The 26,359-nt window shown below is 62.4% G+C and carries 27 protein-coding genes; 16 read left to right on the plus strand and 11 right to left on the minus strand.

Annotated features, from left to right (window positions below; translation table 11 throughout):
• Positions 1-3: 3 nt before the first annotated feature.
• Positions 4-264 (minus strand): DUF1344 domain-containing protein, encoded by a 261-nt coding sequence (locus tag BHD07_RS06350; protein ID WP_003532345.1) that lies wholly within the window; start codon positions 262-264, stop codon positions 4-6.
• A 438-nt stretch (positions 265-702) separates the two neighbouring features.
• Between BHD07_RS06350 and aroC the strand changes: the two genes are divergently transcribed.
• Together aroC and ribB are read left to right on the plus strand one after the other, a co-directional pair.
• Positions 703-1,800, plus strand: a complete 1,098-nt coding sequence (gene aroC, locus BHD07_RS06355) for a chorismate synthase (RefSeq protein ID WP_100669165.1) — start codon at positions 703-705, stop codon at positions 1,798-1,800.
• A 113-nt stretch (positions 1,801-1,913) separates the two neighbouring features.
• A complete protein-coding gene (ribB, locus tag BHD07_RS06360) occupies positions 1,914-3,014 on the plus strand; it encodes a 3,4-dihydroxy-2-butanone-4-phosphate synthase (RefSeq protein ID WP_018094444.1) in 1,101 nt (366 codons plus the stop codon).
• Positions 3,015-3,083: 69 nt separating this feature from the next.
• Here ribB and BHD07_RS06365 read toward each other — a convergent pair whose 3' ends face one another.
• Positions 3,084-3,614 carry an invasion associated locus B family protein gene (locus BHD07_RS06365; protein WP_026168549.1) on the minus strand — a complete coding sequence of 177 codons (531 nt, stop codon included), beginning with the start codon at positions 3,612-3,614 and terminating at the stop codon, positions 3,084-3,086.
• Positions 3,615-4,014: 400 nt separating this feature from the next.
• Between BHD07_RS06365 and coxB the strand changes: the two genes are divergently transcribed.
• The 12 genes from coxB (at position 4,015) to rnhA (ending at position 13,352) form a co-directional block, all read left to right on the plus strand.
• Entirely contained in the window at positions 4,015-4,899 is an 885-nt protein-coding gene (gene coxB, locus BHD07_RS06370) for a cytochrome c oxidase subunit II (RefSeq protein ID WP_100669161.1), read from the plus strand.
• Positions 4,900-4,918: 19 nt separating this feature from the next.
• Complete coding sequence (ctaD, locus tag BHD07_RS06375; protein WP_003532329.1) at positions 4,919-6,607, plus strand: cytochrome c oxidase subunit I; 1,689 nt, start codon at positions 4,919-4,921, stop codon at positions 6,605-6,607.
• Positions 6,608-6,705: 98 nt separating this feature from the next.
• Complete coding sequence (locus tag BHD07_RS06380) at positions 6,706-7,656, plus strand: heme o synthase (RefSeq protein ID WP_198516603.1); 951 nt, start codon at positions 6,706-6,708, stop codon at positions 7,654-7,656.
• A complete protein-coding gene (locus BHD07_RS06385) occupies positions 7,656-7,796 on the plus strand; it encodes a hypothetical protein (protein WP_010968907.1) in 141 nt (46 codons plus the stop codon). The genes BHD07_RS06380 and BHD07_RS06385 overlap by 1 nt, the downstream gene beginning before the upstream one ends.
• A gap of 11 nt (positions 7,797-7,807) precedes the next feature.
• Complete coding sequence (locus BHD07_RS06390; RefSeq protein WP_100669157.1) at positions 7,808-8,404, plus strand: cytochrome c oxidase assembly protein; 597 nt, start codon at positions 7,808-7,810, stop codon at positions 8,402-8,404.
• A 61-nt stretch (positions 8,405-8,465) separates the two neighbouring features.
• Positions 8,466-9,344, plus strand: coding sequence for a cytochrome c oxidase subunit 3 (locus BHD07_RS06395; protein WP_100669988.1), 879 nt, complete (start codon positions 8,466-8,468; stop codon positions 9,342-9,344).
• Between the two features lie 96 nt (positions 9,345-9,440).
• On the plus strand, positions 9,441-9,542 hold the full coding sequence (locus tag BHD07_RS06400) for a L,D-transpeptidase (RefSeq protein ID WP_234819171.1): 102 nt from the start codon (positions 9,441-9,443) through the stop codon (positions 9,540-9,542).
• The gene (locus BHD07_RS06405; RefSeq protein ID WP_100669155.1) at positions 9,539-9,922 is read left to right on the plus strand and encodes a DUF983 domain-containing protein; all 384 of its coding nucleotides are present in this window, start codon (positions 9,539-9,541) and stop codon (positions 9,920-9,922) included. The genes BHD07_RS06400 and BHD07_RS06405 overlap by 4 nt, the downstream gene beginning before the upstream one ends.
• The gene (locus tag BHD07_RS06410) at positions 9,891-10,658 is read left to right on the plus strand and encodes an SURF1 family protein (RefSeq protein ID WP_198516560.1); all 768 of its coding nucleotides are present in this window, start codon (positions 9,891-9,893) and stop codon (positions 10,656-10,658) included. The genes BHD07_RS06405 and BHD07_RS06410 overlap by 32 nt, the downstream gene beginning before the upstream one ends.
• 92 nt (positions 10,659-10,750) lie before the next feature.
• Entirely contained in the window at positions 10,751-11,761 is a 1,011-nt protein-coding gene (gene ispH / locus BHD07_RS06415; protein ID WP_100669985.1) for a 4-hydroxy-3-methylbut-2-enyl diphosphate reductase, read from the plus strand.
• Positions 11,762-11,913: 152 nt separating this feature from the next.
• Positions 11,914-12,894, plus strand: a complete 981-nt coding sequence (locus tag BHD07_RS06420) for a homoserine kinase (RefSeq protein ID WP_100669153.1) — start codon at positions 11,914-11,916, stop codon at positions 12,892-12,894.
• On the plus strand, positions 12,891-13,352 hold the full coding sequence (rnhA, locus tag BHD07_RS06425) for a ribonuclease HI (RefSeq protein WP_018094452.1): 462 nt from the start codon (positions 12,891-12,893) through the stop codon (positions 13,350-13,352). The genes BHD07_RS06420 and rnhA overlap by 4 nt, the downstream gene beginning before the upstream one ends.
• A 207-nt stretch (positions 13,353-13,559) precedes the next feature.
• Here rnhA and BHD07_RS06430 read toward each other — a convergent pair whose 3' ends face one another.
• Both BHD07_RS06430 and BHD07_RS06435 read right to left on the minus strand, forming a co-directional pair.
• Positions 13,560-14,045, minus strand: a complete 486-nt coding sequence (locus BHD07_RS06430; RefSeq protein WP_018094453.1) for a peroxiredoxin — start codon at positions 14,043-14,045, stop codon at positions 13,560-13,562.
• A gap of 55 nt (positions 14,046-14,100) precedes the next feature.
• Complete coding sequence (locus BHD07_RS06435) at positions 14,101-14,928, minus strand: protein-disulfide reductase DsbD domain-containing protein (RefSeq protein ID WP_198516905.1); 828 nt, start codon at positions 14,926-14,928, stop codon at positions 14,101-14,103.
• A gap of 203 nt (positions 14,929-15,131) precedes the next feature.
• Here BHD07_RS06435 and BHD07_RS06440 point away from each other — a divergent pair, with 203 nt between their 5' ends.
• A complete protein-coding gene (locus BHD07_RS06440; RefSeq protein WP_018094455.1) occupies positions 15,132-15,737 on the plus strand; it encodes a YqgE/AlgH family protein in 606 nt (201 codons plus the stop codon).
• Between the two features lie 149 nt (positions 15,738-15,886).
• On the opposite strand, the gene BHD07_RS06445 is transcribed toward BHD07_RS06440, so the two are convergent.
• From BHD07_RS06445 to thrC, 4 genes are all read right to left on the minus strand, one after another.
• Complete coding sequence (locus tag BHD07_RS06445) at positions 15,887-18,799, minus strand: sensor domain-containing phosphodiesterase (RefSeq protein ID WP_100674571.1); 2,913 nt, start codon at positions 18,797-18,799, stop codon at positions 15,887-15,889.
• Positions 18,799-19,410, minus strand: coding sequence for a GNAT family N-acetyltransferase (locus BHD07_RS06450; RefSeq protein ID WP_100674570.1), 612 nt, complete (start codon positions 19,408-19,410; stop codon positions 18,799-18,801). The genes BHD07_RS06445 and BHD07_RS06450 overlap by 1 nt, the downstream gene beginning before the upstream one ends.
• Before the next feature lie 270 nt (positions 19,411-19,680).
• Positions 19,681-20,982, minus strand: coding sequence for a M16 family metallopeptidase (locus BHD07_RS06455; RefSeq protein ID WP_018094458.1), 1,302 nt, complete (start codon positions 20,980-20,982; stop codon positions 19,681-19,683).
• 15 nt (positions 20,983-20,997) lie between these two features.
• Positions 20,998-22,404, minus strand: a complete 1,407-nt coding sequence (gene thrC / locus BHD07_RS06460) for a threonine synthase (RefSeq protein WP_198516904.1) — start codon at positions 22,402-22,404, stop codon at positions 20,998-21,000.
• Between the two features lie 343 nt (positions 22,405-22,747).
• Here thrC and BHD07_RS06465 point away from each other — a divergent pair, with 343 nt between their 5' ends.
• Positions 22,748-23,293: a hypothetical protein gene (locus tag BHD07_RS06465; RefSeq protein WP_275596625.1), complete on the plus strand. Its 546-nt coding sequence runs from the start codon at positions 22,748-22,750 to the stop codon at positions 23,291-23,293.
• A gap of 192 nt (positions 23,294-23,485) precedes the next feature.
• Here the strand turns inward: BHD07_RS06465 and BHD07_RS06470 are convergent, their stop codons facing one another.
• The 3 genes from BHD07_RS06470 to BHD07_RS06480 form a co-directional block, all read right to left on the minus strand.
• Positions 23,486-24,592: an ABC transporter substrate-binding protein gene (locus tag BHD07_RS06470; protein WP_338278510.1), complete on the minus strand. Its 1,107-nt coding sequence runs from the start codon at positions 24,590-24,592 to the stop codon at positions 23,486-23,488.
• A 156-nt stretch (positions 24,593-24,748) separates the two neighbouring features.
• Positions 24,749-25,444, minus strand: a complete 696-nt coding sequence (locus BHD07_RS06475; RefSeq protein WP_100674567.1) for an HAD family hydrolase — start codon at positions 25,442-25,444, stop codon at positions 24,749-24,751.
• 184 nt (positions 25,445-25,628) lie between these two features.
• A complete protein-coding gene (locus BHD07_RS06480; protein WP_338279336.1) occupies positions 25,629-26,312 on the minus strand; it encodes an ArsR/SmtB family transcription factor in 684 nt (227 codons plus the stop codon).
• Between the last annotated feature and the right edge of the window lie 47 nt (positions 26,313-26,359).

A 26,359-nucleotide genomic window follows, 5' to 3' on the forward strand; every position in this document is an offset into this window, starting at 1 on the left:
AACCTACTGAAGAATCTCCAGGTCGTTGATGACGCGCTTGCCGTCGACCTCGGTATAGAAGACAAGCACCTTGACGCCGGCCTCCAGCCCTTCGAAGTTGAACTCCTCGGGCGCCTGATAGCTCTTGCCGTCATCGAGGGAGAGGCTCAGCCGGTCGGTATCGACGCTGGTGATCACGGCTTCGACATCGGCACTCTCGGCAAGCGCGGAGAGCGGCGAAAGCAGGCTTGCGGTGGCCATGAGCGTGGCAATGACAAATCGCATCCTTGTTGCCCTCATCAATGATTTTGCGAATTTTGTTGTTCTCACGCTTTGATCCCCGATTGTGGCAAAAGTAGCCCTATGTCGTTGCTTTTTCGATGCAGTTGCCCACCGCATGGGAGGGTGAAGGCCGGTTCGGCGAATTGCAACCCGATGTTTCCGCGAAAGCGGCGGAGCGGCCCGGCGGCAGCCGAACTCTCCCGGTTTTCCACGGGAATTTAGCGGCACCTTCCTCAAGGCGCCAAGCCTGGGGGCAGGGGAGACGGCACGGGTGCCAGCCGCCGCCGCAGAAGGACTTTCCCGCGTGCCCGCTTTCCACTAAGAGAGGGCACGCGCGTCTTTCGCGTGGCCCTCGGAGCGGGCCAGCTGCGGCTCCGGGGTAATTGGAATAGACGCGAGGCGGCTCATCGGCCCTTCGCGATCCGGAGTTCGGTAGCCGCCATGTCGCACAATACATTCGGTCATCTTTTCCGCGTCACGACCTGGGGCGAAAGCCACGGTCCCGCACTTGGCTGTGTCGTCGACGGGTGTCCGCCCGGAATTCGCTTTACGCTCGCCGAAGTCCAGGCCTGGCTCGACAAGCGCAAGCCCGGCCAGTCGCGCTTCGTCACCCAGCGTCGTGAGGACGACCTTGTTAAGGTCCTTTCCGGCGTGATGCTCGATGACGACGGCGAGACGATGATTTCGACCGGTACGCCGATCTCGATGATGATCGAGAATACGGATCAGCGTTCCAAGGATTATTCCGAGATCGCCAAGCGCTACCGTCCCGGCCATGCCGACTATACCTACGATGCGAAATACGGCATCCGCGACTACCGCGGCGGCGGCCGCTCCTCGGCGCGCGAGACCGCTGCGCGCGTGGCGGCGGGCGCTATCGCCCGCAAGGTCGTGCCGGGCCTGGTGGTCCGCGGTGCACTCGTCCAGATCGGCAAGCACCGGATCGACCGTTCCAATTGGGACTGGGCGGAAGTGAACAACAATCCGTTCTTCGCACCCGACCCGGCGATTGTGCCCGTCTGGGAAGACTATCTCGACGGCATCCGTAAAGCGGGATCGTCGATCGGCGCCGTGGTCGAGGTGGTTGCCGAAGGCGTTCCGGCCGGCATCGGCGCGCCGATCTATGCCAAGCTCGATCAGGATATCGCCGCCAATCTTATGTCCATCAACGCGGTCAAAGGCGTCGAGATCGGCAACGGCTTCGCTGCAGCCGAGATCAGCGGCGAGGAGAACGCCGACGAGATGCGCATCGGAGCGCAGGGCGAACCGGTTTTCCTGTCCAACAATGCCGGCGGCATTCTGGGCGGGATCGCGACCGGGCAGCCGGTCGTTGCGCGCTTCGCCATCAAGCCGACCTCGTCCATTCTCACGGAGCGCCGTTCGATCGACAGCGACGGCAAGGAGGTCGACGTGCGCACCAAGGGCCGTCACGACCCCTGCGTCGGCATTCGGGCGGTGCCGATCGGAGAGGCCATGCTGGCCTGCGCCATCGCCGATCACTATCTGCGTGACCGCGGCCAGACCGGCCGGCTGAAGTAACTCGACTGCTGCAGCGGCCTTCGCGTTTCTGAAAGACAAGCGGCGCTGCAGGAAGGTGTGCAGCGGTTTTCCGTCGGGGAATGCACCAAACAGGATATTCGCGGAGACAAGACATGTCCTACGACCAGAAGCGCGTCGTCGAAGCCATTCGCGCCTTCGAAGCAGGCGAGATCGTCGTCGTCACCGACGACGGCGGCCGCGAGAATGAGGGCGACCTGATCGTCGCGGCGGTGCACTGCACGCCTGAGAAGATGGCCTTCATCGTGCGCCATACGTCCGGCATCGTCTGCGCGCCGATGCCGCGTGAGGAGGCAAAACGCCTCAACCTCAATGCGATGGTTGCGGAGAACGACTCCGCCCACACCACCGCCTTCACGGTCTCGGTCGACTTCAAGCACGGGACCACGACCGGCATTTCCGCCGACGACCGTACGCTGACGGTCAGGAACCTCGCCAATCCGAATGTCGGGCCGACGGATTTCGTCCGGCCCGGCCACATATTCCCTCTGGTGGCGCGCGAGGGCGGCGTGTTGATGCGCTCCGGCCATACCGAGGCCGCCGTCGATCTCTGCAGGCTCGCGAGCCTGCCGCCGATCGGCGTCATCTGCGAACTCGTCAACGATGACGGCACGGTCACGCGTGGACCGCAGGTCGAAGCCTTTGCCGAAACGCATGGCCTGAAGCAGGTCTCCGTAGCCGATCTCATTGCCTATCGCCAGCGCAAGGAGACCTTGATCGAGCAGGGCCATTCCTTCGAGATGGACACGCCCTACGGCAAGGCCAAGGGCCACACCTATTCGCTGCCCTGGGATACGATGCAGCACCTGGCCGTGGTCTTCGGAGACATTCGCGACGGCGTCGACATTCCCGTGCGCCTCCACCTCGAGAACGTCGGAGCCGACGTCTTCGGCCGCGGCCGCCAGATCGACGAGATCATGAAGCGCATCGCCGCTGAGGGGAGGGGCGTCATCGTCTATCTGCGAGAGGGCTCGGTGGGGGTCGGAATTTCGCAGACCGCGCGAAAGGGCAAGCACGAGAGGGAAGCCCACTCGGAGGCACAGGAGCGTGAAAGCGAGTGGCTGGAGATTGGCCTCGGCGCGCAGATCCTGAAAGACCTCGGCATCACCTCCATTCGCCTTCTTTCATCGCGCGAGCGGCACTACGTCGGCCTGGAGGGCTTCGGCATCAAGATCGCCGCGACCGAGATTCTGTAAATCCGGAAGAGCCCGAAATAAAAGCCGCGTCACCGGACGCGGCTTCCTCGCCTTTGAAGAAAGCTGCCGTTACGGCAGGGCGTCGTAGCCTTCGTCGAAGCCCTTGAGGTCGACGGGGATGCCGATGCCTTCCTCGGGCGACTGGAAAACGATGAAGGTCGCCGTCGCGCCGGCGCGGAAGGTCTTGAGGAGCTCGTCTTCGAGCACGACCTCGGCGTAGCAGCCGTCGGAGAAGCAGCGCACGAAATAGGCGCGGCCGATGTCCTTGCCGTCGACATTGAGGCCGAGGCCGTTCGGCAGGAGCACGCCGAGCGGCGCAAGCACCCGAAGGATCTTCGCCTTGCGGTCGGCGGTCTTGAGCACGACGACCGAGAGGCCGACTTCCGGCCTGTCTTCGGCGATGACGTTCTGCATCAGCGCGCACTGTTCGGCCGAGGCGCCCGCCGGCTGGTCGCAGACGATCGACCACGCGCCGTGGTTTGACTTCACCGTGCCCGGCGTTGCGTTGGATTGCTGGGCCAAGCCTGCTGCGGGGAGTGCGAAGGCGGCAATTGCGAGCGCGGCCAGGGCGGGCAGCCGGGAGAAGAGGGACAGGCCCATGTAAACCTCAAAAACCTCGAATCATTAGGGCTATTCTTGAAGCGCGCGAGGATAAATGAAAAGCCCTGGTCGTTACATTCCAGTGTCATATGGCCGAAATTGGGCCCTCCCGGCACGAAATAGGCCTGGCGAGGGCCGCCTTCTCTCCGCCGATGAACGTGGCTGCCCGCAAATGGGGCGGCGAATACCGGCCCGCGCGCGGGCGCCGGTGCGTGGGAGGGCTTTCGACCGGTTGCGAGGTCTCCTGTGCGAAAACTTCCGCTTTGTGCAAAAATGCCGCACGAGGTTGCTTGGACAGATGTTGCGGCGCTGGTCAAACTGTGGTTTGAAGCGCTTCAGTATCGCAGGGATTCTGCGTTCCGGGTTTGATCCTGATCAAGCGCATTGGGGAGACGTAATTGTGAAAAACAAGGCCTATGCAGTTCTGGCAGCGCTTGCCTGTCTGCTTTTTGCTTCGAGCGCCTTTGCTGACAAGCCTGTCGACTGGCAGACGAACTTTCAGGCGGCTGCTACGGGCATCATGGAAGAAATCACGTGGTTTGAACACTATACCCTGTGGTTCATCATTCCGATCACACTTTTCGTTCTCCTGCTGCTGGTCATCGTGGTCGTCAAGTTCCGCGAGAGTGCCAATCCTGTTCCGTCGAGGACCAGCCACAATACGCTGATCGAAGTCATCTGGACGGTCGGCCCGGTTATCGTGCTGCTTTTCCTCGCGATTCCCTCATTCCAGCTTTTGACCGCGCAGCTCACGCCTCCGGAAAATCCGGACCTGACGGTCAAGGCGACCGGCAACCAGTGGTACTGGTCCTATGAATATGAAGTCGGCGAAAGCCCGCTCTCCTTCGATAGCCTGCTCCTGAAGGACGAGGATCGTGCGGGCCTCGGCAAGGAGGATAAGGCGCAGTATCCGCGGCTTCTCGCCGTCGACAACGAAGTCGTCGTGCCGGTCGGCAAGACCGTTCGCCTGCTCGTCACGGCTGCCGACGTGATACATGCCTTCGCCATGCCGGCTTTCGGCGTCAAGATCGACGCGGTTCCCGGCCGCCTCAATGAAACCTGGTTCAAGGCCGATCGCGAAGGTCTCTATTACGGCCAGTGTTCCGAGCTCTGCGGCAAGGATCACGCCTATATGCCGATCGCCGTCCGCGTTGTTGCGCAGGATAAATACGACGCCTGGCTCGCCGCCGCCGCAACCAATGTCGGCGAAGCGAACAAGGCGCTCATGGCGTCCGTAGACGGCGCGGCCAAGGCCGTTGACGTCGCCGACAACGCCGCACAGTAATCGGAAGTGGAGCTTGACCATGGCTGGAACAGCCGTTCATCACGATCAACGCCATGATCATTCCGATCATGGCCACGCGGACCACGCGCACAAGCCGCTGACTTTCTTTCAGCGCTGGTTCCTGTCGACCAACCACAAGGACATCGGTACGCTCTACCTGATCTTCGCGATCATCGCCGGCATTATCGGCGGTACGCTGTCGGTCTTCATGCGCGCCGAACTGCAGGAGCCGGGCATCCAGATCTTCCACGGTCTGGCCCAAATGGTCTATGGCTTCGAGGGTGATGCTGCCATCGACGGCGGCAAGCACATGTTCAACGTCTTCACGACCGCTCACGCGCTGATCATGATCTTCTTCATGGTCATGCCGGCGCTGATCGGCGGCTTCGCCAACTGGATGGTGCCGATCATGATCGGTGCGCCGGACATGGCGTTCCCGCGCATGAACAACATTTCGTTCTGGCTGATCGTGCCGGCCTTCCTGCTGGTGCTCCTTTCGATGTTCGTCGAAGGCCCTGCAGGCGCCTATGGCGCGGGCGGCGGCTGGACGATCTATCCGCCATTCTCGACATCCGGCATGCCAGGGCCCGCGATGGATCTCGCGATCCTCGGACTGCACATTGCCGGCGCCTCGTCGATCCTCGGCGCGATCAACTTCATCACCACCATCCTCAACATGCGCGCTCCGGGCATGACGCTGCACAAGATGCCGCTCTTTGCCTGGTCGGTTCTGATCACCGCCTTCCTGCTCCTGCTCTCGCTGCCGGTTCTCGCGGGCGCGATCACCATGCTGCTGACGGACCGCAACTTCGGCACGACCTTCTTCGCGCCGGAAGGCGGCGGTGACCCGATCCTGTTCCAGCACCTGTTCTGGTTCTTCGGTCATCCGGAAGTGTACATTCTGATTCTGCCGGGCTTCGGCATCGTCAGCCACATCATCTCGACCTTCTCGCGCAAGCCGATCTTCGGTTATCTCGGCATGGCCTACGCCATGGTCGCGATCGGCGCCGTCGGCTTCATCGTGTGGGCGCACCACATGTACACGGTCGGCATGTCGCTCCAGACGCAGCGCTACTTCGTCTTCGCGACGATGGTCATCGCTGTGCCGACGGGTGTGAAGATCTTCTCCTGGATCGCGACGATGTGGGGTGGCTCGATCCGCTTCGCGACGCCGATGGTCTGGGCGATCGGCTTCATCTTCCTGTTCACCGTCGGCGGCGTGACGGGCGTCCAGCTCGCCAATGCCGGCCTCGACCGTGCGCTGCACGACACCTATTACGTGGTGGCGCACTTCCACTACGTGCTGTCGCTCGGCGCCGTCTTCGCCATCTTCGCGGCCTGGTACTACTGGTTCCCGAAGATGACCGGCTACATGTACTCGGAGTTTCTGGGCAAGCTGCATTTCTGGGTGATGTTCGTCGGCGTGAACCTGATCTTCTTCCCGCAGCACTTCCTCGGGCTCGCAGGCATGCCGCGCCGTTACATCGACTATCCGGACGCCTTTGCCGGCTGGAACATGGTTTCGTCCTACGGCTCCTACATCGCGGCGGTCGGCGTGCTGATCTTCCTCTTCTGTGTCGCCGAAGCTTTCGCCAAGAAGCGCGTTGCGGGGGATAACCCCTGGGGCGAGGGCGCCAACACCCTGGAATGGCAGCTGTCTTCGCCGCCGCCGTTCCACCAGTGGGAGCAGCTCCCGCGGATCAAGTGACGGGTAACGAACAGAAGCCGCCGGTTTCGGCGGCTTCTCCCCGCCGGGATACCGGCGTGACGCGGCTGTTTTTGCCGCAGCAAGTTCAAGGTACGGACATGACGGTCATCGACAATCACGAGGTAGTTGGCATGGAAGGCGCACCGCGACTTTCCGAGGCCTCTGCGCGCGATTATTTCGAGCTCCTGAAGCCGCGCGTCATGTCTCTCGTCGTCTTCACCGCATTCGCCGGGCTCATCCTTGCCCCCGGCCATATCAATCCGTTCATCGGCTTCACCGCCATTCTCTGCATCGCCATCGGAGCCGGCGCTTCCGGTGCGCTGAACATGTGGTACGACGCGGATATCGACGCGGTGATGAGCCGCACGGCCAAGCGTCCGATTCCGGCCGGCAAGATTTTGCCCCAGGAGGCGCTTGCCTTCGGGCTGACCCTGTCGGCATTCTCGGTGATCATCCTCGGGCTCGCCGTTCACTGGCTCGCAGCCGGGTTGCTCGCCTTCACGATCTTCTTCTACGTGGCCATCTACACGATGTGGCTGAAGCGCTCGACGCCGCAGAACATCGTCATCGGTGGAGCCGCCGGGGCCTTCCCCCCAATGATAGGCTGGGCCTGCGTGACCGGCGGCGTGTCGGTCGAGAGCATCGTGCTCTTCCTCATCATCTTTCTCTGGACGCCGGCGCATTTCTGGGCCCTGGCTCTCTTCAAGATGGGCGATTACGGCGCGGTCGGCGTGCCGATGATGCCGAATGTCTGCGGCGAGGCGACGACCAAGCGGCAGATCGTCATCTATGCCGTGCTCACCGCGATCAGCGGCGTCTGTCCCACCTTGCTCGGCTTCGCGAGCCTGGGCTATGGAGCCTTTGCCACGGCCATGGGGCTCGGTTTCGTCTGGTATTCGCTGGGTGTGCTGCGCATGCCCGAAGGCGACAAGCGCATGGTACCGGCGAAGAAGCTCTTCGCATTCTCGATCGCCTATCTTTTCGCGATATTCTCGGCGCTTCTGGTCGATTACGCGATCGCCCGGATCTGGCTTGGAGGTATCGTCTGATGGAAACCGTCGAACTCAACGAGGCTCAGAAGAAGTCTCGCCGCGGCCGCAACATCGCGCTCGGTATCGTGCTGGCGGCCCTGGTCGCGATTTTCTACGTCGTCACGCTGGTCAAGGTCGGCGGCGGCATGGTGAATTGAAGGCGTTGCGCATGGCGGAGAATGGACAGGCAGATCGGAAGGAACGCTCGAACGGCGTGATCGTCGGCACGTGCCTTGCATTTGTGGCCGGCATGATCGGCATGGCCTATGCCGCCGTTCCGCTCTACGACATGTTCTGCCGCGTTACGGGCTACAACGGTACGACGCAGCGGGTCGAGCAGGCATCCGACCTCATCCTCGACGAGAAGGTCAAGGTTACGTTCGACGCCAATGTCGCTGCCGGACTGCCTTGGGAGTTCGTCCCGGTTCAACGGGATATCGACATCAGGATCGGCGAGACGGTACAGATCATGTACCGTGCGAAGAACCTGGCTTCGACGCCGACGACGGGCCAGGCGACGTTCAACGTGACGCCGATGGCGGCCGGTGCCTATTTCAACAAGGTGCAATGCTTCTGCTTCACCGAGACGACGCTTCAGCCGGGCGAGGAAATGGAGATGCCGGTCGTCTTCTTCGTCGATCCGGAGATCGTCAAGCCGGTCGAGACGAAGGGCATCAAGACTTTGACGCTGTCCTACACCTTCTATCCGCGCGAACCCTCCAAGCCGGTCGCGCAAGTGAAGGCGAAGGCAGAAAACAAACTTTGACATGCGCGCCGTTTCGGCTATGCCGGGCGGCGACAAGAGAGGACTATCGGGGGTTATCGACATGGCCGGAGCGCATCAGAAGCAACACGACTATCACATCATCGACCCGAGCCCGTGGCCGCTGCTTGCCTCCATCGGAGCCTTCGTCATGGCCTTCGGCGGCGTCGGCTACATGCGCTATCTCTCCGGCGGCTCGTTCAAGTTGTTCGGGCTTGAGTTCGCCAACCCGTGGGTCTTCTTCATCGGTCTGGCGCTGATCCTTTATACCATGTTCGGCTGGTGGTCGGACACCATCAAGGAAGCGCATGAGGGCCACCATACCCGCGTCGTGTCGCTGCACCTGCGCTACGGCATGATCATGTTCATCGCTTCCGAGGTGATGTTCTTCGCTGCCTGGTTCTGGGCATTCTTCGACGCCAGCCTCTTTCCCGGCGAAGCGATCCAGGCCGCGCGCGCCGAGTTTACCGGCGGCGTCTGGCCGCCCAAGGGCATCGAGGTCCTCGATCCCTGGCACCTGCCGCTCTACAACACCGTCATCCTGCTGCTCTCCGGCACGACTGCGACCTGGGCGCACCACGCGCTGCTGCACAACGACCGCAAGGGCCTCGTCTACGGCCTGACGCTCACGGTCCTGCTCGGCGTTCTCTTCTCCTACGTGCAGGGCTACGAATATGCGCACGCGCCGTTCGCGTTCAAGGATTCGATCTACGGTGCGACCTTCTTCATGGCGACCGGCTTCCACGGTTTCCACGTGCTGGTCGGCACGATCTTCCTGCTCGTCTGCCTGCTGCGCGCCCTGCGGGGCGACTTCACGCCGAAGCACCACTTCGGCTTCGAAGCGGCGGCCTGGTACTGGCATTTCGTCGACGTCGTCTGGCTGTTCCTCTTCTTCTCCATCTACATCTGGGGTGGCTGGGGCGCGCCGATCGCCCACGGCTGATGCTGTTTTTGCTTTGTTGATGACGGGGGCGGCCGAGAGGTCGCCCCGTTTCGTTTGAACATATGGTATTTCGGTTGGCCGGCGTTTTTGACGCAGATGTTCGATTGGACGAATGGCTGCATTGCCGTTACCAATGCCGAGATGGACGAAATCCGGGACATGGTTCCCGACAATACCGCGATCGTGACCACGCCATGAACGAAGACAAGGCGCTCTACCCGCCCGTCGATCCCGTGATGACGGGAATCAAGGGTCTTTGCCCCCGCTGCGGCCAGGGAAAGCTCTTCGACGGCCTGCTGAAGGTTCGGCCGGCTTGCAGCAGTTGCGAGCTCGATTATGGTTTCGCGGACTCCGGCGATGGCCCGGTCGTCTTCGTCATCCTGATCGTCGGCTTCGTCGTCGTCGGCGCGGCGCTCTGGATGGAGATCAATGTCAACCCGCCGCTCTGGCTGCATTTCCTCCTGTGGATACCGCTTGCAACCATCTTGAGCCTGGCGCTGACGCGCCTGCTGAAGGGCGTGCTCATCAATCTGCAATACCGAAACAATGCACGCCCGGGTGAAATCGACCGTGGTTGACGAGCGCATGCCGGCCCCGCACAGCCGCGCCGGCCGTCTGGCGGGCGTTGTCCTGGTGCTCGCCGCTTTCGCCGTGCTCGTGTCGCTCGGTACCTGGCAGATGCAACGGCTGCATTGGAAGGAGGCGCTGATCGGTGCAATTGCCGAGCGGCGTTCGGCGCCGGCCGTCTCGCTCGGCAAGATCGAGGCCATGGCCGCGGCCGGCGAAGACATCGACTACCGGACGGTGCATGTGTCCGGCGTGTACGACCACGGCAAGGAGCGCCATTTCTTCGCCACCCATGAAGGCCGTACCGGCTTCTACGTCTTCACGCCTCTCATGCTGGCCGATGGCCGGGCGATTTTCGTGAACCGCGGCTTCGTCCCCTTCGAAAAGAAGGACGCCTCCACGCGGGCGGAAGGGCAGACCGCCGGAAGTGTGGCGATCGACGGTCTTGCGCGGCCGAAGCTTTCCGGAAAGCCGTCGACGCTGGTACCGGACAACGACGCCGCCAAGAACATCTTCTACTGGAAGGACCTCGATGCGATGGCGGACTCTGCCGGCATCGCATCCGATCGCGTCGTTTCCTTCTTTATCGATGCCGATGCAGCGGAAAATCCCGGCGGCCTTCCGATCGGCGGCGTGACCCAGTTCGATTTGCCGAACAATCACCTGCAATATGCGCTGACCTGGTACGGCCTTGCAGCCGCCCTCGTCGCCGTCAGCGGCATCTACGTCTATCGGCGCAGGCGGTAGGGCGCGCCGGTTCTTCCTTGTGTGCCCGGTCGTTGCCGCTATATATGGCGCATGCCGACATCTGGTTTGTTCGTTCCACTGGCGTTTTCATGATGGCCCCATCCACAGCAGCAAAATCCCCGATCACCATCCGCCTCTGCGGGCCGCGTGGCTTCTGCGCGGGCGTCGACCGGGCGATCCAGATCGTGGTGCTCGCGCTCAAGGAGTTCGGCGCGCCGGTCTATGTCCGCCATGAGATCGTGCATAACCGTTACGTCGTGGAGGGGCTCGAAGCCAAGGGGGCGATTTTCGTCGAGGAACTCGACGAGATCCCGCCCGAGCACCGCGAGCAGCCCGTGGTCTTCTCCGCCCATGGAGTGCCGAAATCCGTTCCGGCCGATGCGGACGCGCGCAATCTCTTCTATCTCGACGCCACCTGTCCGCTCGTCTCGAAGGTGCACAAGCAGGCGATGCGCCATCATCGTATGGGACGCCACGTCGTGCTGATCGGCCATGCCGGACACCCGGAGGTTATCGGCACCATGGGACAATTGCCGGAGGGGGCGGTCTCCCTCGTCGAGACCGTCGAGGATGCGGAGGTCTATATGCCGCCGGACCCTGACAATCTCGGTTTCGTCACGCAGACGACGCTCTCGGTCGACGACACCGCCGGCGTCATCAAACGGCTGCATGAGCGCTTTCCGAACCTGACGGCGCCTGCGGCCGATTCGATCTGCTATGCCACCACGAACCGGCAGGAAGCGGTGAAGCAGGCGGCGCTCGGCTGCGACCTTTTCCTGGTCGTCGGCGCACCCAACTCATCGAACTCGAAGCGCCTCGTCGAAGTTGCGTTGAGGGCAGGGGCGAAGAAAGCCGTTCTCGTCCAGCGCGCCTCCGAAATCGACTGGGCGACGGTGGGGGATATCTCGATGGTCGGGTTGTCGGCGGGTGCTTCCGCACCGGAGGTGATCGTCAACGAGATCATCGAAGCGTTCCGCGAGCGCTACGATGCCACGGTCGAGCTTGCCGACACGGTGGAGGAAAACGAGCACTTTCTCGTCAACCGCGAGCTCCGGCACGTCGAACTCACGGGGGCCGACATGGCCTTCGTCAACGGCGAGTAGCTCGGCCAGAGCATGTCGATGTTTCAAGGAAACACTGAAATGCTCCCCATTTGAACCAACGCGCTTCCGGACGGAAAACCGTCACACGCTTTTCTGGAAGTGCTCTAGCCGCTTAATATCTCGCAATTCGCATCTCTGGAAAGTAACGCGCCTTGGCAGTTTATACCGATATCACGGAAGACGAGCTGATCCGTTTCCTCGCCGCCTACGAGGTGGGATCGCTGACCTCCTACAAGGGGATCGCCGAAGGCGTGGAGAATTCGAACTTCCTTCTCCACACGACGGAAGGAGCCTATATCCTCACGCTTTACGAGAAGCGGGTAAACGCCGACGATCTGCCGTTTTTCCTGGGCCTCATGCATCACCTCGCCCAGCGGGGGCTTTCCTGCCCGCTGCCCCTTCCACGCGCCGACGGCAAGCTTCTCGGAACGCTCTCCGGAAGACCTGCGGCGGTGATCTCGTTTCTGGAAGGCATGTGGCTGAGGAAGCCCGAGGCGCAGCACTGCCGCGAAGTCGGGCGGGCGCTCGCATCGATGCACCAGGCGGGCGAGGGCTTTGCCCTGAAGCGCCCGAACGCGCTCTCCGTCGAAGGCTGGCGACCGCTATGGCGGAACTCCGAAGCGCGTGCCGACGAGGTTCAAGCCGGCCTAAAGGACGAGATCGCGACGGAGCTCGCCTTTCTCGAGGAGCATTGGCCGAAGGATCTGCCGAAAGGCGTGATCCACGCTGATCTCTTCCCCGACAACGTGTTTTTCCTCGGCGATCGCCTTTCCGGCCTTATCGATTTCTACTTCGCCTGCAACGATTTCCTCGCCTACGACGTCGCCATCTGCCTGAACTCCTGGTGCTTCGAGAAGGATGGCTCCTACAACATCACCAAGGGCATGGCGCTGCTTTCCGGCTATGAGAGCGTGCGGAGATTGACGGCGGAAGAAGTAGAGGCGCTGCCGCTGCTTGCGCGCGGATCCGCACTCCGCTTCTTCCTGACGCGCCTCTATGACTGGCTGACGACGCCGCCGGGCGCGCTTGTGGTCAAGAAAGATCCGCTCGAATATCTGACGAAGATCCGATTCCACCGCGCCATCGTCTCGAGCGCCGAATACGGCCTCAGACGCGAAGAGGCCTCGGCATGAAGCACGTCGACATCTTTACCGACGGTGCGTGCTCGGGAAATCCGGGACCGGGCGGTTGGGGCGCGGTCCTGCGCTACGGCGACGTGGAGAAGGAATTGTCCGGCGGGGAGGCGGAGACGACGAACAACCGCATGGAGCTTCTTGCGGCGATCTCTGCCCTCAACGCGCTCAGGCAGCCCTGTGAGGTCGATCTCCATACCGACAGCAAATATGTCATGGACGGGATCTCCAAATGGATACACGGCTGGAAGCGCAACGGCTGGAAAACCGGCGACCGGAAGCCGGTAAAGAACGGCGAATTATGGCAGGCGCTCGATGAGGCGAGGAATCGTCACAACGTGACTTGGCACTGGGTGAAGGGCCACGCCGGTCACCCGGAGAACGAACGCGCCGACGAACTCGCCCGCAAGGGCATGGAACCGTTCAAGAGAGCGCGTCGCGCCGACGCGGTGAAGTGAATTCGAATGGGGTATAATGCGAGGCTGTGATTTCACTTGCGGCTGCCCCTCTTCCTAGGGCTCGACCCGGACTAGTCCAGCCTCTCTTCCCCGCAGGCGGGGAAGCGGGACCTTCGGGGCATGCCGCTTATCCCTTCGCCCCGCGTGCGGGGAGAAGGTGGCCGGCAGGCCGGATGAGGGGCAGATGCTTGCAGTCCGCCTTCAGAATCAGAGCAGCTCAAGCATCGCGGCCGCACCGGAAGCGGTCGCCTGTCCCGGGCTTTCCTCGACGTTCAGCGCCTTGACGACGCCGTCTTCGACCAGCATCGAATAGCGTTTCGAGCGGATGCCGAGCGTGCCGGCCGAAAGATCGATCTCCATGCCGATCGCCTTGGTAAAGGCGGCATTCCAGTCCGAGAGGAAATGGATCTTGCCCATGCCGCCGGAGTGGGTCGCCCAGGCGCCCATCACATGCAGGTCGTTGACCGCGACCACGGCGATATCGTCGACGCCGCGCGCAAGAATGGCGTCGCGATTTTCCAGATAGCCGGGAAGGTGGTTGAGCGAGCAAGTCGGGGTAAAAGCACCCGGCACCGCGAAAAGAACCACGCGTTTGCCCTTGAAGAGCTGCTCTGTCGTTACCTCGACCGGGCCGTCTGCGGTCTTCTCCTTGAAGGTGGCGTTGGGCAGCTTGTCTCCGACGGCAATGGTCACTGGTATCTCCTCGTTTCTATGCAGCAGCGGTGTTTCGCAGGACTATAGGGTCGGCTCAATCAAACGCAAGCGTCGTTTCCATGCTGCGCCTGCCCGCGCGCAGGGTGAGCGTGATCGGCTTTCCCGCGACGGTCTTGTCCTTGCCGGAGAGCTTCACCGGAACGTCGGCCCGGCGCTCGGCGCCCTGCGCATCGTGAAAAACCGGCACGCCGAAAAAGACGCCCGACGGTCCGGCGAGAAAGAGATCGGCTGACCCGGCAGCCGCATCCGGCGGCAACACGAACTCAATCCGTAGCTTGCCGGCGGACGCATCGAATTTCGAGGTGACCACCCTGAAGTTCTCGGATGGCTGTTCCGGCAGCGCGGAGAGCGCCTTCTCGATGCGCGCACCGTCGAGCGGATTGTCGAACTCGCCGCTTTTGAGCGCAAGGGTCACATCGCCCTGCACGGGGATGCAGATATCTTCGCAGATGCCGAGGAAGACGGAGGCGCGGATGGTGACGTCGCCGCCGTTGCCGGTCTTCCTGAGCATCAGCGGGAAAGCCACCGGCGCGTCATATCCGGTGTAGCGCCCAGGCCCTTCGCCGAACGTCTTCGGCACTGGAAAGCGGATCGACCGCAGCGAGACGCCGCCGGAGGGATCGATGGTCACTTGTGGTGGTATGCCGCTTGCGCCGGGATCGCGCCAATAGGTCTTCCAGCCGGGGTTCAGTCGAACTTCAAGAATGGCGGGAATGATACCATCCGGGTTCGGGTGCGAAGCGACAATGCGGAAAGCGCCGCCGGGCGAGGTCACCCATTCGCTGGCGGCTCCATAGGACTGGGCAGGCAGAAAAAAAGCGAGGAGAAGGCTTGCCGTCGCGATGCGCTGGGCCATCTTCATTGGGGTCGAGCGTCGGGTCATGGCCAAGCTGTATCGCGTTTCGCCCTTGGCCTCCAGCGGTCCCGATATGCCGCTGCGATCATAATTGCTTGATCGGCAAGACGAGAGCATGGACAGGGTGTCGCTTGCGTGGGCGCAAATATCGGCGAACGCCACGTAGAAGCGCTTTTCATTTCGTCGCGAATTGATAGGCTATCATCATCATGGCGAAAAACGTGCTGAATACGATACGCGAACGTGGCTTCCTTGACGGTCAATTCCTGATCGCCATGCCCGGCATGTTCGACACGAATTTCGCCCGGACGGTCATCTTCGTCTGCGCCCATTCGGAAGACGGGGCGATGGGTTTCATCCTGAATCGTCCGCAGCGCCTGACCTTCCCGGATGTTCTGCTGCACCTGCAGCTTCTGGACCCGGATGAGGCCATCCGCCTGCCGTCGGCTACGCGCGAGTTCCAGATCCAGGCCGGAGGCCCCGTCGAGACCGGGCGCGGCTTCGTACTGCATTCGGACGATTATCTGAGCGACTCCAGCATTCCCGTCAGTGACGACATCTGCCTGACGGCGACGCTCGATATCGTCAGGGCGATCTCGCGCGGCGAGGGACCTCTCAAGGCCACCATGCTGCTCGGCTATGCGGGATGGGGCCCAGGCCAGCTGGAGGCCGAAATCACCCAGAACGGCTGGCTGACCTGCCCTGCGCAGGAGGAGCTGATCTTCAGCCGGGACCTCGACGAGAAGTACGACAGAGCGCTGGCCCTGATGGGTGTCAGCCCGGCGATGCTCTCGACGGACTCAGGCCACGCTTGATTGCCCCCGGCCGCCTGCCGTCACCTTCTCCCCGCAGGCAGGGCGAAGCGTCAAGCGGCGGTCGCTCGATCATCTCTTCAAATCGGTGGCTGTAGCAGGAGGAGCGTGCCGCTTGTCCCTTCGCCCAATGGGCCAGGGGGCAGATGCCCTCATGCCCGCTTCATCAGCGGAAATCGCTCCTTCAGGAGCCTCAGGATCGATTCCGATCCCACCGGCGGACCGAACAGGAAGCTCTGACCGTAGTCGCAGCCCATCTGCGCGAGCTGGATCGCATCCTCCTCGGATTCGATTCCCTCCGCGACCACCCGCATGTCGAGCTCGCGCGCCATCGTGATCACCGAGCGCAGGATGACCGCGCGCTTGTCGCTTGGATCGCGGACCAGCGCCTTGTCGATCTTGATCGTGTCGAACGGGAAGCGGGTGAGATAGGAGAGCGACGAGTGGCCGGTGCCGAAATCGTCGAGCGCCAGCCGCAGCCCGGCTTCGCGGAGCTTTTCAAGCACGAGCCTGGCCTGCTCGGGGTTCTCCATGACAAGCGATTCCGTCAGTTCCATTTTGATCTGCGCCGGATCGCAGCGGCTCTTGCTGAGAATCGCGCGCATGTCGTCATAGAGTTCGTTGTTCAGAAGCTGCGCGCTCGACAGGTTGATCGAGATGAAGATCGGCAGGTCGCCGGTCTGCGCCTGCCACTCGGCAAGATCGCTCGTGGCCTTGTCGAAGGCGAACAGACCCAGCTGGTTTATCAGGTCGGAATTCTCCGCAATGGGGATGAATTCAGTCGGCGAGATATTTCCGCGCTTCGGATGGTCCCAGCGCATGAGCGCTTCGAAGCCGGCGATTTCGGCATCGCTAAGGCGGACGATGGGCTGGTATACGAGGGAAAGCTCCTTGCGCTCCATGGCGCGTTTGAGGTCGGCTTCGAGTTGTAGGCGGTCCGAGCCGGAGGTCCGGAAAGCCGGACGGAACGGTTCGACCCGGTTGCCGCCCGCCTTCTTGGCGCGGAACATCGCAAGCTCGGCATCGTCGAGCAGTCCAGCAGCGCTCTGCTCCTGATCGAGCCATGAGACGAGGCCGATCGAAGCGGTCAGGTTGATCTCCCGATTTCCGTAGTTGAGCGGTACCATGATCGCCTTGCTGACCGCATCGGCGAAGTCGGCGATCTTGGGCGGATCGCGTTCGGACATGAGGATCAAGCCGAACTGGTCACCACCGAGACGCGCGAGCGTGTCCTGCGGGCGCAGAAGCCTGCGCAGGCGGCGCGTCAGCGCGATGAGGACGTTGTCGCCGGCGGCGATCCCGAGCATGTCGTTGACCTGCTTGTAGCGGTCGATGTCGATGGCAAGCACGGTCGGGCGTATCGAGTTGCTGCCGTCGCCCATCAGGAGGATCGCCTGCAGGCGATCGAGAAAGACCTGTCTGTTCGGCAGGCCGGTCAGATTGTCCAGAAGCGCGTTGTGCAGGAGCCGCTCGACCGAATTGCGCTGTTCGGTGATGTCGTTGATGGTTCCGACGCATCGGATGATTTCGCCATTGGCGCCGAGCACCGGGCGCGCCCGGATCGAGAGCCAATGATAATGGCCATCCTCGGCGCGCACGCGGAATTCATGGTTGAGCCGCCCGCGGCGATGCTCGAGCAGGACGTCGAGCGTTGCGCGGAAACGGTCGCGGTCGTCGGGGTGCAGCCGCGGCACCCAATTGCGCACCGGCCCGTTCATCGTTCCGAGCGAAAGCCCGAGTTGGTGCGAGATATCGGGAATGGTAACGACCCGGTCGCGCGCCACGTCCCAGTCCCAGACGGTGTCGCCTGATCCCGTGAGTGCCAGCGCCTGGCGCTCGAGATCGGAGAACAGGCCGAGCTGATAGGCCCCGCCGGAAAAGGCGTGCTGCATGACGGTGAAGCCGATCAGAAGCACGATGAGTACAAGGCCGCCACCGAGTGCCGGCTGCACGATGTCGTTGGCGAGTTGACCGGTCACCGCGAGCCAGGCGCCGAACAGCCACACAAGGATCAACAGCCAGGCGGGAACGAGAAGGATCGCGCGGTCATAACGGTTGAAGCCCAGATAGGCGATCAGCACGATGCCGACGGTTGCCGTCAGCGCGAAGGACAGGCGGGCGATGCCGGAGGCGATCGCCGGATCGTAGACGGCGACGCCGAAGAGCAGCCCGAGGCCGAGAATCCATGCGAGCGTCGCGTAGCCGAGATGCTGATGCCAGCGATTGAGATTGAGATAGGTGAACAGGAAGACCACGAGACCGGCCGCGAGGAACACCTCCGTGCCCGCTCGCCATATGCGCTCGTCGTCGGCAGTCACGGTGATGAGCTTCGAAAGGAAGCCGAAATCGACGCAGATATAGGCAAGCACGGCCCAGGCGAGCGCGGCGGTGGCCGGCAGCATAGACGTGCCCTTGACGACGAAAAGGATCGTCAGGAACACCGCGAGCAGCCCGGCGATGCCGAGCACGATACCGCGATACAGGGTGAAGGCGTTGACGGTATCCTTGTAGGCGTCCGGCTGCCAAAGATAGATCTGTGGTAGCTCCGGCGTGGTGAGTTCGGCAACGAAAGTGATGACCGCACCCGGATTGAGCGTGATCCGGAAGACATCCGCTTCTTCGCTCGGTTGCCGGTCCAGCGCAAAACCCTCGCTCGGCGTGATCGAGAGTATTCGCTGCGAGCCGAGGTCGGGCCAGAAGAGCTTCGAATTCACGAGCCGGAAATGCGGTGCGACGATAACGCGTTCGAGCTGCTCTTCCGAAACATTCGCGAGCGCGAATACGGCCCAGTCGCCCTGGTGGTTTTCCGTGCTGGAACGCACTTCGATGCGTCTGACGATGCCGTCCGTGCCGGGAGCGGTCGAAACCTGAAAGGCATCGCCTCTGCCGCTGTAGATCTCCGTCGTGGCGGTAAGGTCGAGCGCCGTGTCCTCGCGCGAGATCTTCACCGGCTCGAGCGCATGCGCAACGCCGCCGCCAAGACCAAGGGCGAAAACGACGAATGCGACCAGAAACGCCGCCAGCCTTGCGGCTGGCCATGCGAGCGGCTTACGGGTCAGGGGCATCAAAGGGGCAAATTCCTGTTGGGTACGGCATCGACGGAGAGGAGCGAAAACATCAAATGGTCCCGCCACTGCCCGTTTATCTTCAAATACTGTCTCAAATAGCCTTCACGCTCAAAGCCGGCCTTTTCAAGGAGCCGGATGCTCCGTGCGTTTTCTGGAATACAGGCTGCTTCGATACGGTGCAACTCGAGCCCCGTGAAGATGTAGGGGATCGTCAGCTTCAAGGCCTCGTACATATGACCCTGTCCGGCATGTTTCTGGCCCATCCAGTAGCCGATCATGCAGTTCTGCGCAGCACCGCGGCGGATATGACCGATGGTGAGACCGCCAAGCAGCGTTTCGTCCGGCCTGTTGAAGAGGAAGAGCGGTACGGCCTGACCGGACGCGAATTCCTGCTCGTTGCGATTGACGCGGCTGCGAAAGGCGCCCTCGGTCATTTCGTCGGCGCGCCAGGTAGGCTCCCACGGCTCCAGGAAGGCGCGGCTTTCGCTGCGCAACCGATACCATTGCCGGTAGTCGGCGTAGCGGGGGAGGCGGAGCAGGTAATGCTGGCTGGCGATCTCGACCGTATCCGGCTGCCGCGAAAGGAACCGAAAAACCGATCTTGTCATCTATGCCTCCAGGCCAATACCGCGTCGGCGCCGCCGCAGTTCGGTCGAACCGAATGCATGTCGCCCAGACAATATGCGGCGGTTGGGACGACCTGCACGAGAACAATTCCCTAATGCGCGTCGGTTGAGTCCGATCGAACGCGACGCGCTTCAGGGCACTGTCTCAATGCGAAACGTTGCACAAGTTTACGCCCAAATCGAATCCGATTTTAAGAATTGTACAAGGAAAACGAGGACGTTGAAGGAAGGCATGCGACTGGCAACGGCCGGTCAGCTCGCCGCAGCATGGATCGCGTCCGCCTTCGCGGTCAGGGAGGCCAATATGTCGTTCAGGGGAGCGAGCTGCCCGAGCGGCCCGATGGCCGACAACGTCGGAACCGTGTCGAAGAACAGGCGGCCGGCCAGGTCGGTGAGGCGCTCGATGGTGATGCCCGACAGGCGTTCCATCAGTTCCTCATTAGGAATGGGCCGGCCGTACAGCATCATCTGCCGTGCGATTTGTCCCGCACGCGCGGCCGGGCTTTCCTGGCCCATCAGCAATTGCGCCCGGATCTGTGCGCGGGCACGCTCGATCTCCTGCTGATCGATGCTCAAGGACGACTTGCGCAATTCATCGACGATCACCGGCATCAATTCCGGCAGGTTTTCTCCGCCCGTTGCCGCATGTACGCCGAAGATGCCGGTATCGGAAAAGCCCCAATGGAAGGCGTAGACCGAATAACAGAGGCCTCTATGTTCGCGCACTTCCTGGAACAGGCGGGAAGACATGCCGCCGCCGAGGATGTTGGCAAGGATCTGCGAACAATAGAAATCACGCGCGTGATAGGCCTTGCCTTCGAAGCCGAGCAGAACCTGCGCGTCCATCAGGTCGCGGCTCTCGCGGCTGTCGCCGCCGGTGTAGCGCGCGGTCTCGATGACGGGGGCGCAAACGGGTTCGGCGGGCAGGGAGGCGAAACGCTCCTCCACCTGGCGCACTATGGTGTCGTGATCGACGGCGCCGGCGGCAACGATGAAGGTGCGGTCGGTCGTATAGTTGCGGCCGAGATACTGCCGGATCTGATCCGCGCTGAAGGACATCACCGTTTCCGGCGTGCCGAGGATCGGCCTGCCGACCGTCTGGCCGCGATAGGCGGTCTCGGCAAAGCGATCGAAGACGACGTCGTCCGGCGTGTCGTCCGCCGCGCCGATCTCCTGGAGGATGACCTGCTTCTCGCGACGGAGCTCGTCCGCCTCGAAGGTCGATTCCGTCAGAATGTCGGCGAGGATATCGACCGCCAGCGGCAGATGGTCCTTGAGCACGCGGGCATAGTAGGAAGTCGTTTCGGTCGAGGTGGCGGCGTTGACCTCGCCGCCCACATTCTCGATTTCCTCGGCGATCTGGCGGGCGCTGCGCCGCCTCGTGCCCTTGAAAGCCATGTGCTCCAGGAGATGCGCAATTCCGTGTTCATTCACGGTTTCGTTGCGCGAACCGGACTTGATCCAGACTCCGAGCGCCACGCTTTCCAGATGCGGCATTCGCTCGGTAACCACCGTCAGCCCGGAAGGGAGCCGGGTGCACTCAACTTTCATCATCCGTGATCTTTCGCTCTATTCCCGAACGCGGGTACGCTCGCCGATGAAGGTTTCGACGCTCTTGAGCTCCGGATCCAGGATGTCGAAACGCTCCGCCCTAGTCATGAGATCAGCAAGCCACGTCGGAAGCGCGGGGTCAATACCACTTGCCGATTTTACTGCGGCGGGGAATTTTGCCGGATGGGCAGTCGCAAGGGTGACCATCGGGGCGGAGTTCTTCTCGTGCTTGGCTGCCACGAAAACGCCGATTGCCGTATGCGGATCAAGGAGATAGCCGGTTTCGTCGAAGGTCTTGCGGATCGTCTTCGCCACATCTTTCTCCGAGGCGCGGCCCGCGCGAAATTCCTTGCGGATTTTTTTCAGCGCTGCGTCGCCGAGCGTGAACGAGCCGGATTGCCTGAGGCTCGCCATGGCTGCGCGGACTTCCGCCGGATCGCGCTCGTTCGCCTCGAAGATGAGCCTTTCGAAGTTCGACGAGATCTGGATGTCCATCGAAGGCGAGGTCGTCGCCTTGACGTCGCGCATCTCGTAACGGCCGTTCTTCAGGGTGCGCGCCAGAATGTCGTTTTCGTTGGTGGCGATGATCAGCTTGTCGATCGGCAGACCCATGCGCTTGGCGACGTAGCCTGCGAAAATATCGCCGAAATTGCCGGTCGGCACGGTGAAGGAGATCTTCCGGTCGGGCGCGCCGAGAGCGACCGCCGTCGTAAAGTAGTAGACGATCTGAGCCATGATACGCGCCCAGTTGATCGAATTGACGCCGGAAAGCTTCACGCGGTCGCGGAAGGCCTGGTCGTTGAACATGGCTTTGACCAGGTTCTGGCAATCGTCGAAATTGCCCTTGACGGCGACCGCGTGCACGTTCGATGCCGTGGACGTGGTCATCTGTCTTTGCTGCACCGGCGACACTTTGCCCTGCGGAAAGAGGATGAAGATATCGGTGCGATCGCGGCCGGCGAAGGCGTCGATCGCGGCGCCGCCGGTATCGCCGGAAGTCGCTCCCACGATCGTCGCCCGCTCACCCCGTTCGGCAAGGACATAGTCCATCAGCCGGGCGAGCAACTGCATGGCGACGTCCTTGAAGGCGAGCGTCGAACCGTGAAAGAGCTCCATCACGAAAGCGTTCGGTCCGGTCTGGACCAGGGGTGCTACGGCCGGATGACGGAAAGTGGCGTAGGCCTCGTCGATCATCTCGCGGAACTTGGCCGCCGGGATTTCGCCATTGGTGAAGGGTTCGAGAACGGTGAAGGCGATCTCCTGATAGGATTTGCCGCGCAGCGCCCGGATCTCTTTTTTCGAGAGCGCCGGCCATTCCTTCGGCAGGTAAAGTCCGCCGTCGCGAGCAAGTCCTGCCAGAAGAGCATCGCAAAAACCGAGAGAGGCCGCTTCTCCCCGTGTCGAAATATACTTCACCGTCGTCATCCTTCGTCGTTTGCGCGTCTGAATGAGACGCGCGGCGCTGCAGGCGCTTTTGCGTCAGTCCCTGGCAAATCGCGCGGCCATTCTTGTCACCGTGGCAATTTCACGTCGGTTTCGGAAATTTCGGTTGGGGAGCGTGGACCGGTCGATTTTTGATTTCGCCGCTGATATAGACGATGCCCGAAGGTCAAGAAAGGCCTCCAGCCGTTTTCGGCCCTGAGCTCGAGTTGACCCGAGGCGGTCTCGAGCTCTCGCCCGTTGAAGCCGGCCGCGGCGAGTTTGGCTTTGTTATAGGCCGAAATCATCGCGGTTTGGGAGTTCGTCCGTTCAGTAGAGGTTGTGCAACGTGTCTGGCAAAGTATCTCGCCGTGTTCTCGCAGTATCCCTTCTTTTGGCCGCTGCCGGCTGTAACAAGACGCAATCGGGTGGCGCCATCGACGCCGGCGGAAGCGCGACGGCGCCGACGCCTGCGGTGATCCAGGCGGCCTGCCCGCCGATCAGCCTCCGGGACGGTACCTCCTCCTACCGCACCTATGCAAAGGGTGCCAAGGACGATCCGAGCAAGATCGTCTATCAGGCCTCGCTTGCCGACACGACGCGCCAATGCGTGCAGAGCCCGGACAAGCTGACGATGACGGTCGTGGTGCAGGGTCGCGTGGTCGCCGGTCCCGCCGGCGGGCCGGGCAGGGTGACGCTGCCGATCCGCGTCGCCGCCACGGATGGCGAGAAGACGCTTTATTCGGAGCTCACTCAATACCCGGTCGAAGTGCCGGCGGGCAGCGCCACCACCCAGTTCGTTTTCACCAAGGCCGATGTGACGCTTCCTGCCGGCGCCGGCGCCGAAGCGAAGGTCTTCGTAGGATTTGACGAAGGTCCGTACAGGACCAAGTAATACCCGCCCCTCATCCGGCGTGCCGGCCACCTTCTCCCCGCAGGCGGGGCGAAGGACGCGAGCGGCACGCTCCCAGCTCTCTCTTTACGTTGAAGATGCGGAGGCGATGCCGCTTGTCCCTTCTCCCCGTAAGACGGGGAGAAGGTGCCGGCAGGCGGATGAGGGGCGAGCTCAACTCCGTTCAGCGGCCGCTTACTCGACCGCGACGCTCTGGCCGCCTTCCCACTTGTAAAGCGAGAAGCTTGGCGAGGTGAGGTCGCCGCTTTCGCCGTAGGTCAGCTTGCCGATGACCGTGTCGATCGCGTCGCCGGATTTGATGGCGGTGGCAACGGCAGTCGCGTCGTCGGGCGAGCTCGCCTTCTCGATGCCCGCCTTGAGAACCTGCACGGCGGCATAGGCGTTGAGCGTGAAGGCTTCCGCGGGGATGTTCTTGGCCTTGAGGGCCTCGATCACCGGTGCGGCGGCCGGGTTGCGCGTGGCGTCGCTGGCATTGGTGTAGATGGTGCCCGATGCGGCTTCGCCACCGATTGCCCAGAACTCGGTGTTGGAAAGACCGTCGCCGCCGAGGAGCTGCGCCTTCACGCCCTGGTCATGCATCTGGCGAGCGAGCAGCCCGCCCTCCGCGTGATAGCCGCCGAAATAGACGACGTCGACGTTCTCGGACTTGAGGCGGGTGACGATCGCCCCGAAGTCCTTCTCGCCGGGCGTCAGGCCCTCATAGACCACCTCGGTGATGCCGCCTGCGTTGATCGCAGCCTTGAAGCCGTCGGCAAGACCCTTGCCATACGCTCCCTTGTCGTGAAGGACCGCGACGCGCTTGTCCTTGAAGTTCTTGACGACGTAGTCGGCGGCGACCACGGCCTGCTGATCATCGCGTCCGCAGGTGCGCAGAACGTTCCACAGGCCGCGGGTGGTCAGGTCCGGGGTCGTTGCCGTCGGCGTGACCATCAGGATACCGTTTTCCGCCAGCACGTCGGATGCCGGCATCGAGGTGCCGGAAAGCACCGGTCCGACCACGTATTTTATGCCTTCGCCCGCCAGCTGGTTGGCGACCGAGACGGCCTGCTTGGGTTCGCCCGCGTCGTCGACGATCTTGACGACAAGTTTCTCGCCATTGACGCCGCCGGCGCTGTTGATCGCTTCGATCGCCGCTTCGGCGCCGTTCTTGACCTGCTCGCCGAAGGCCGCGACGGGACCGGTGAGCGGCGTGATGACGCCGATGGTGATGTCGGCATGGGCGAGCGGCGCAAACGCGACGCTGGCCGCCAGGGCCATTCCGGTCAATCGTGAAAGACGCATTGTGTTTCCTCCTTGGAAAATTCCCCCTTCTGGGGGTTTGCTTGATATGCCCGCGCGCAGTCTGAAAATCGGCCGATTCTCGGAGGAAGTCCATGCGGCTTCAACGCGGCATGGAATCCTCGCCCGCCCTAAGCCGTTCCCCCCTAAGCCGTCCCCCTAAGCCGTCATGGACTCCGACCATTCCGCGAGCGCGGCGATTACTCCGGGAAGCGCCGCCATTCGCGAGATGACCGTTTCGGCACCGGCTTCCGTCAGCTTGTCCGCATGGGCTGCAAACGTATGCGAACCGCCGGTAAAACCGACGACGCGCATGCCCGCCGCGCGTGCGCCATGAATGCCGTGAACCGAGTCTTCGATGACAAGAACGCGTGCCGGATCGACGCCGAACTGTGCGGCCCCATGCAGGAAGATGTCCGGCTTCGGCTTGACGCGATCCGGCCCGAGATCGCGCGCGGAATAGATGTGCTTGCCGAAATGATCCTTGATTCCGACTTTGCCGAGCATCATCGCAAGCCGTTTGGAAGTGGAGTTGGAGCAGATGCAATGCGGAAGCGTCAGTTGCATGAGTGCCGGCCGCACGCCTTCGATGATCTTGACGTCGCGGGCAAGCCGCATGTCGAGAATGGCATCGACCTTGTCGATCAGGGAGGCGGAGAGCGGAATGCTTGCTTCCTTCTCGACCGCCAGCAACGTGTCGCGCCAGGTCATGCCGGAAAAGCGTTCGGACATTTCCTCGATGCTGATCGGATAGCCCGCTTCCGTCAGCAGTCCGGCCTCGACTTCCGAAGCGATGATTTCCGAGTCGACGAGCACGCCGTCGCAGTCGAAGATGATGAGGTCGATACCCGTCATAAATCGGTTCCTTGGGAGAAAGGCGCCGCCGGCAGGGGAGGAGCTGAAAAGCGGCGCGGGAAACGGTGTTCGCAGCTTTATACGATGGCGGATCAAAGCTCAACCTGGGGCAGGAGATGGAGAACCGGGGATTGTGGCCGATTCAACTCACAATCGCTGCAGCCGACGGTACAAATCGTCGTGATCACCGCGGGAAGAGCTCGAGAAAGGCCTTCTCGCCTGGCGCCGTAAAGCGAACTGCACGGCTGCTCTGCTCCCGTTTCGCCCAGCCCTTGTCGATGAAGAGCGTCAGCAACGCCTCCCCGAGAGAACCGGCGAGATGCGACCGCCGCTCGCTCCAGTCGAGGCAGGTGCGGCAGATCGGCCGCCTGGATTTCCTGAGCGCGGCGTAGTCGATCCCGAGCGACTCGATGCGGACACGCCCGGCATCGGTCAGGGCCAGATCGTCGTCGCCCGTCATTTCCATCTGCCGGGCGGCGATCAGGCTGTCCAGCATGCGCACGCCGTAATCGCCGGCAAGATGGTTGTAGCAGACGCGTGCCTTGCGCAGTGCCGGGTCCTTCGGTCCGGGCCGCGAGCGCGTCAGGCCGCGCCCGGCGGCAAAACCCATGAGGCCTTCGAGCATGAGGCCGACTTCGTCCTCGCTCAGCGCGTAATAGCGGTGCCGGCCCTGCTTGCGCTGTGTCAGCAAGCCGCCCGCCTCCAGCTTGGCGAGGTGCGAACTGGCGGTCTGCAGCGTGATGCCGGCCTGGGCTGCGAGCTCCGTCGGCGTCAGCGCCTGGCCGCCCATCAGAGCGGTCAGCATGTTCGCGCGTGCAGGATCGCCGATCAACGAGCCGATAAGAGCTATGTCCGGACCTTCCTTCATACTTCGATGGTAGTCGAAGTATCGCCGGCGGGCAAGTCCCGGACGGC

The sequence above is a fragment of the Sinorhizobium sp. KGO-5 genome (assembly GCF_036245905.1).
Taxonomy (GTDB): Bacteria; Pseudomonadota; Alphaproteobacteria; order Rhizobiales; family Rhizobiaceae; genus Sinorhizobium; species Sinorhizobium meliloti_A.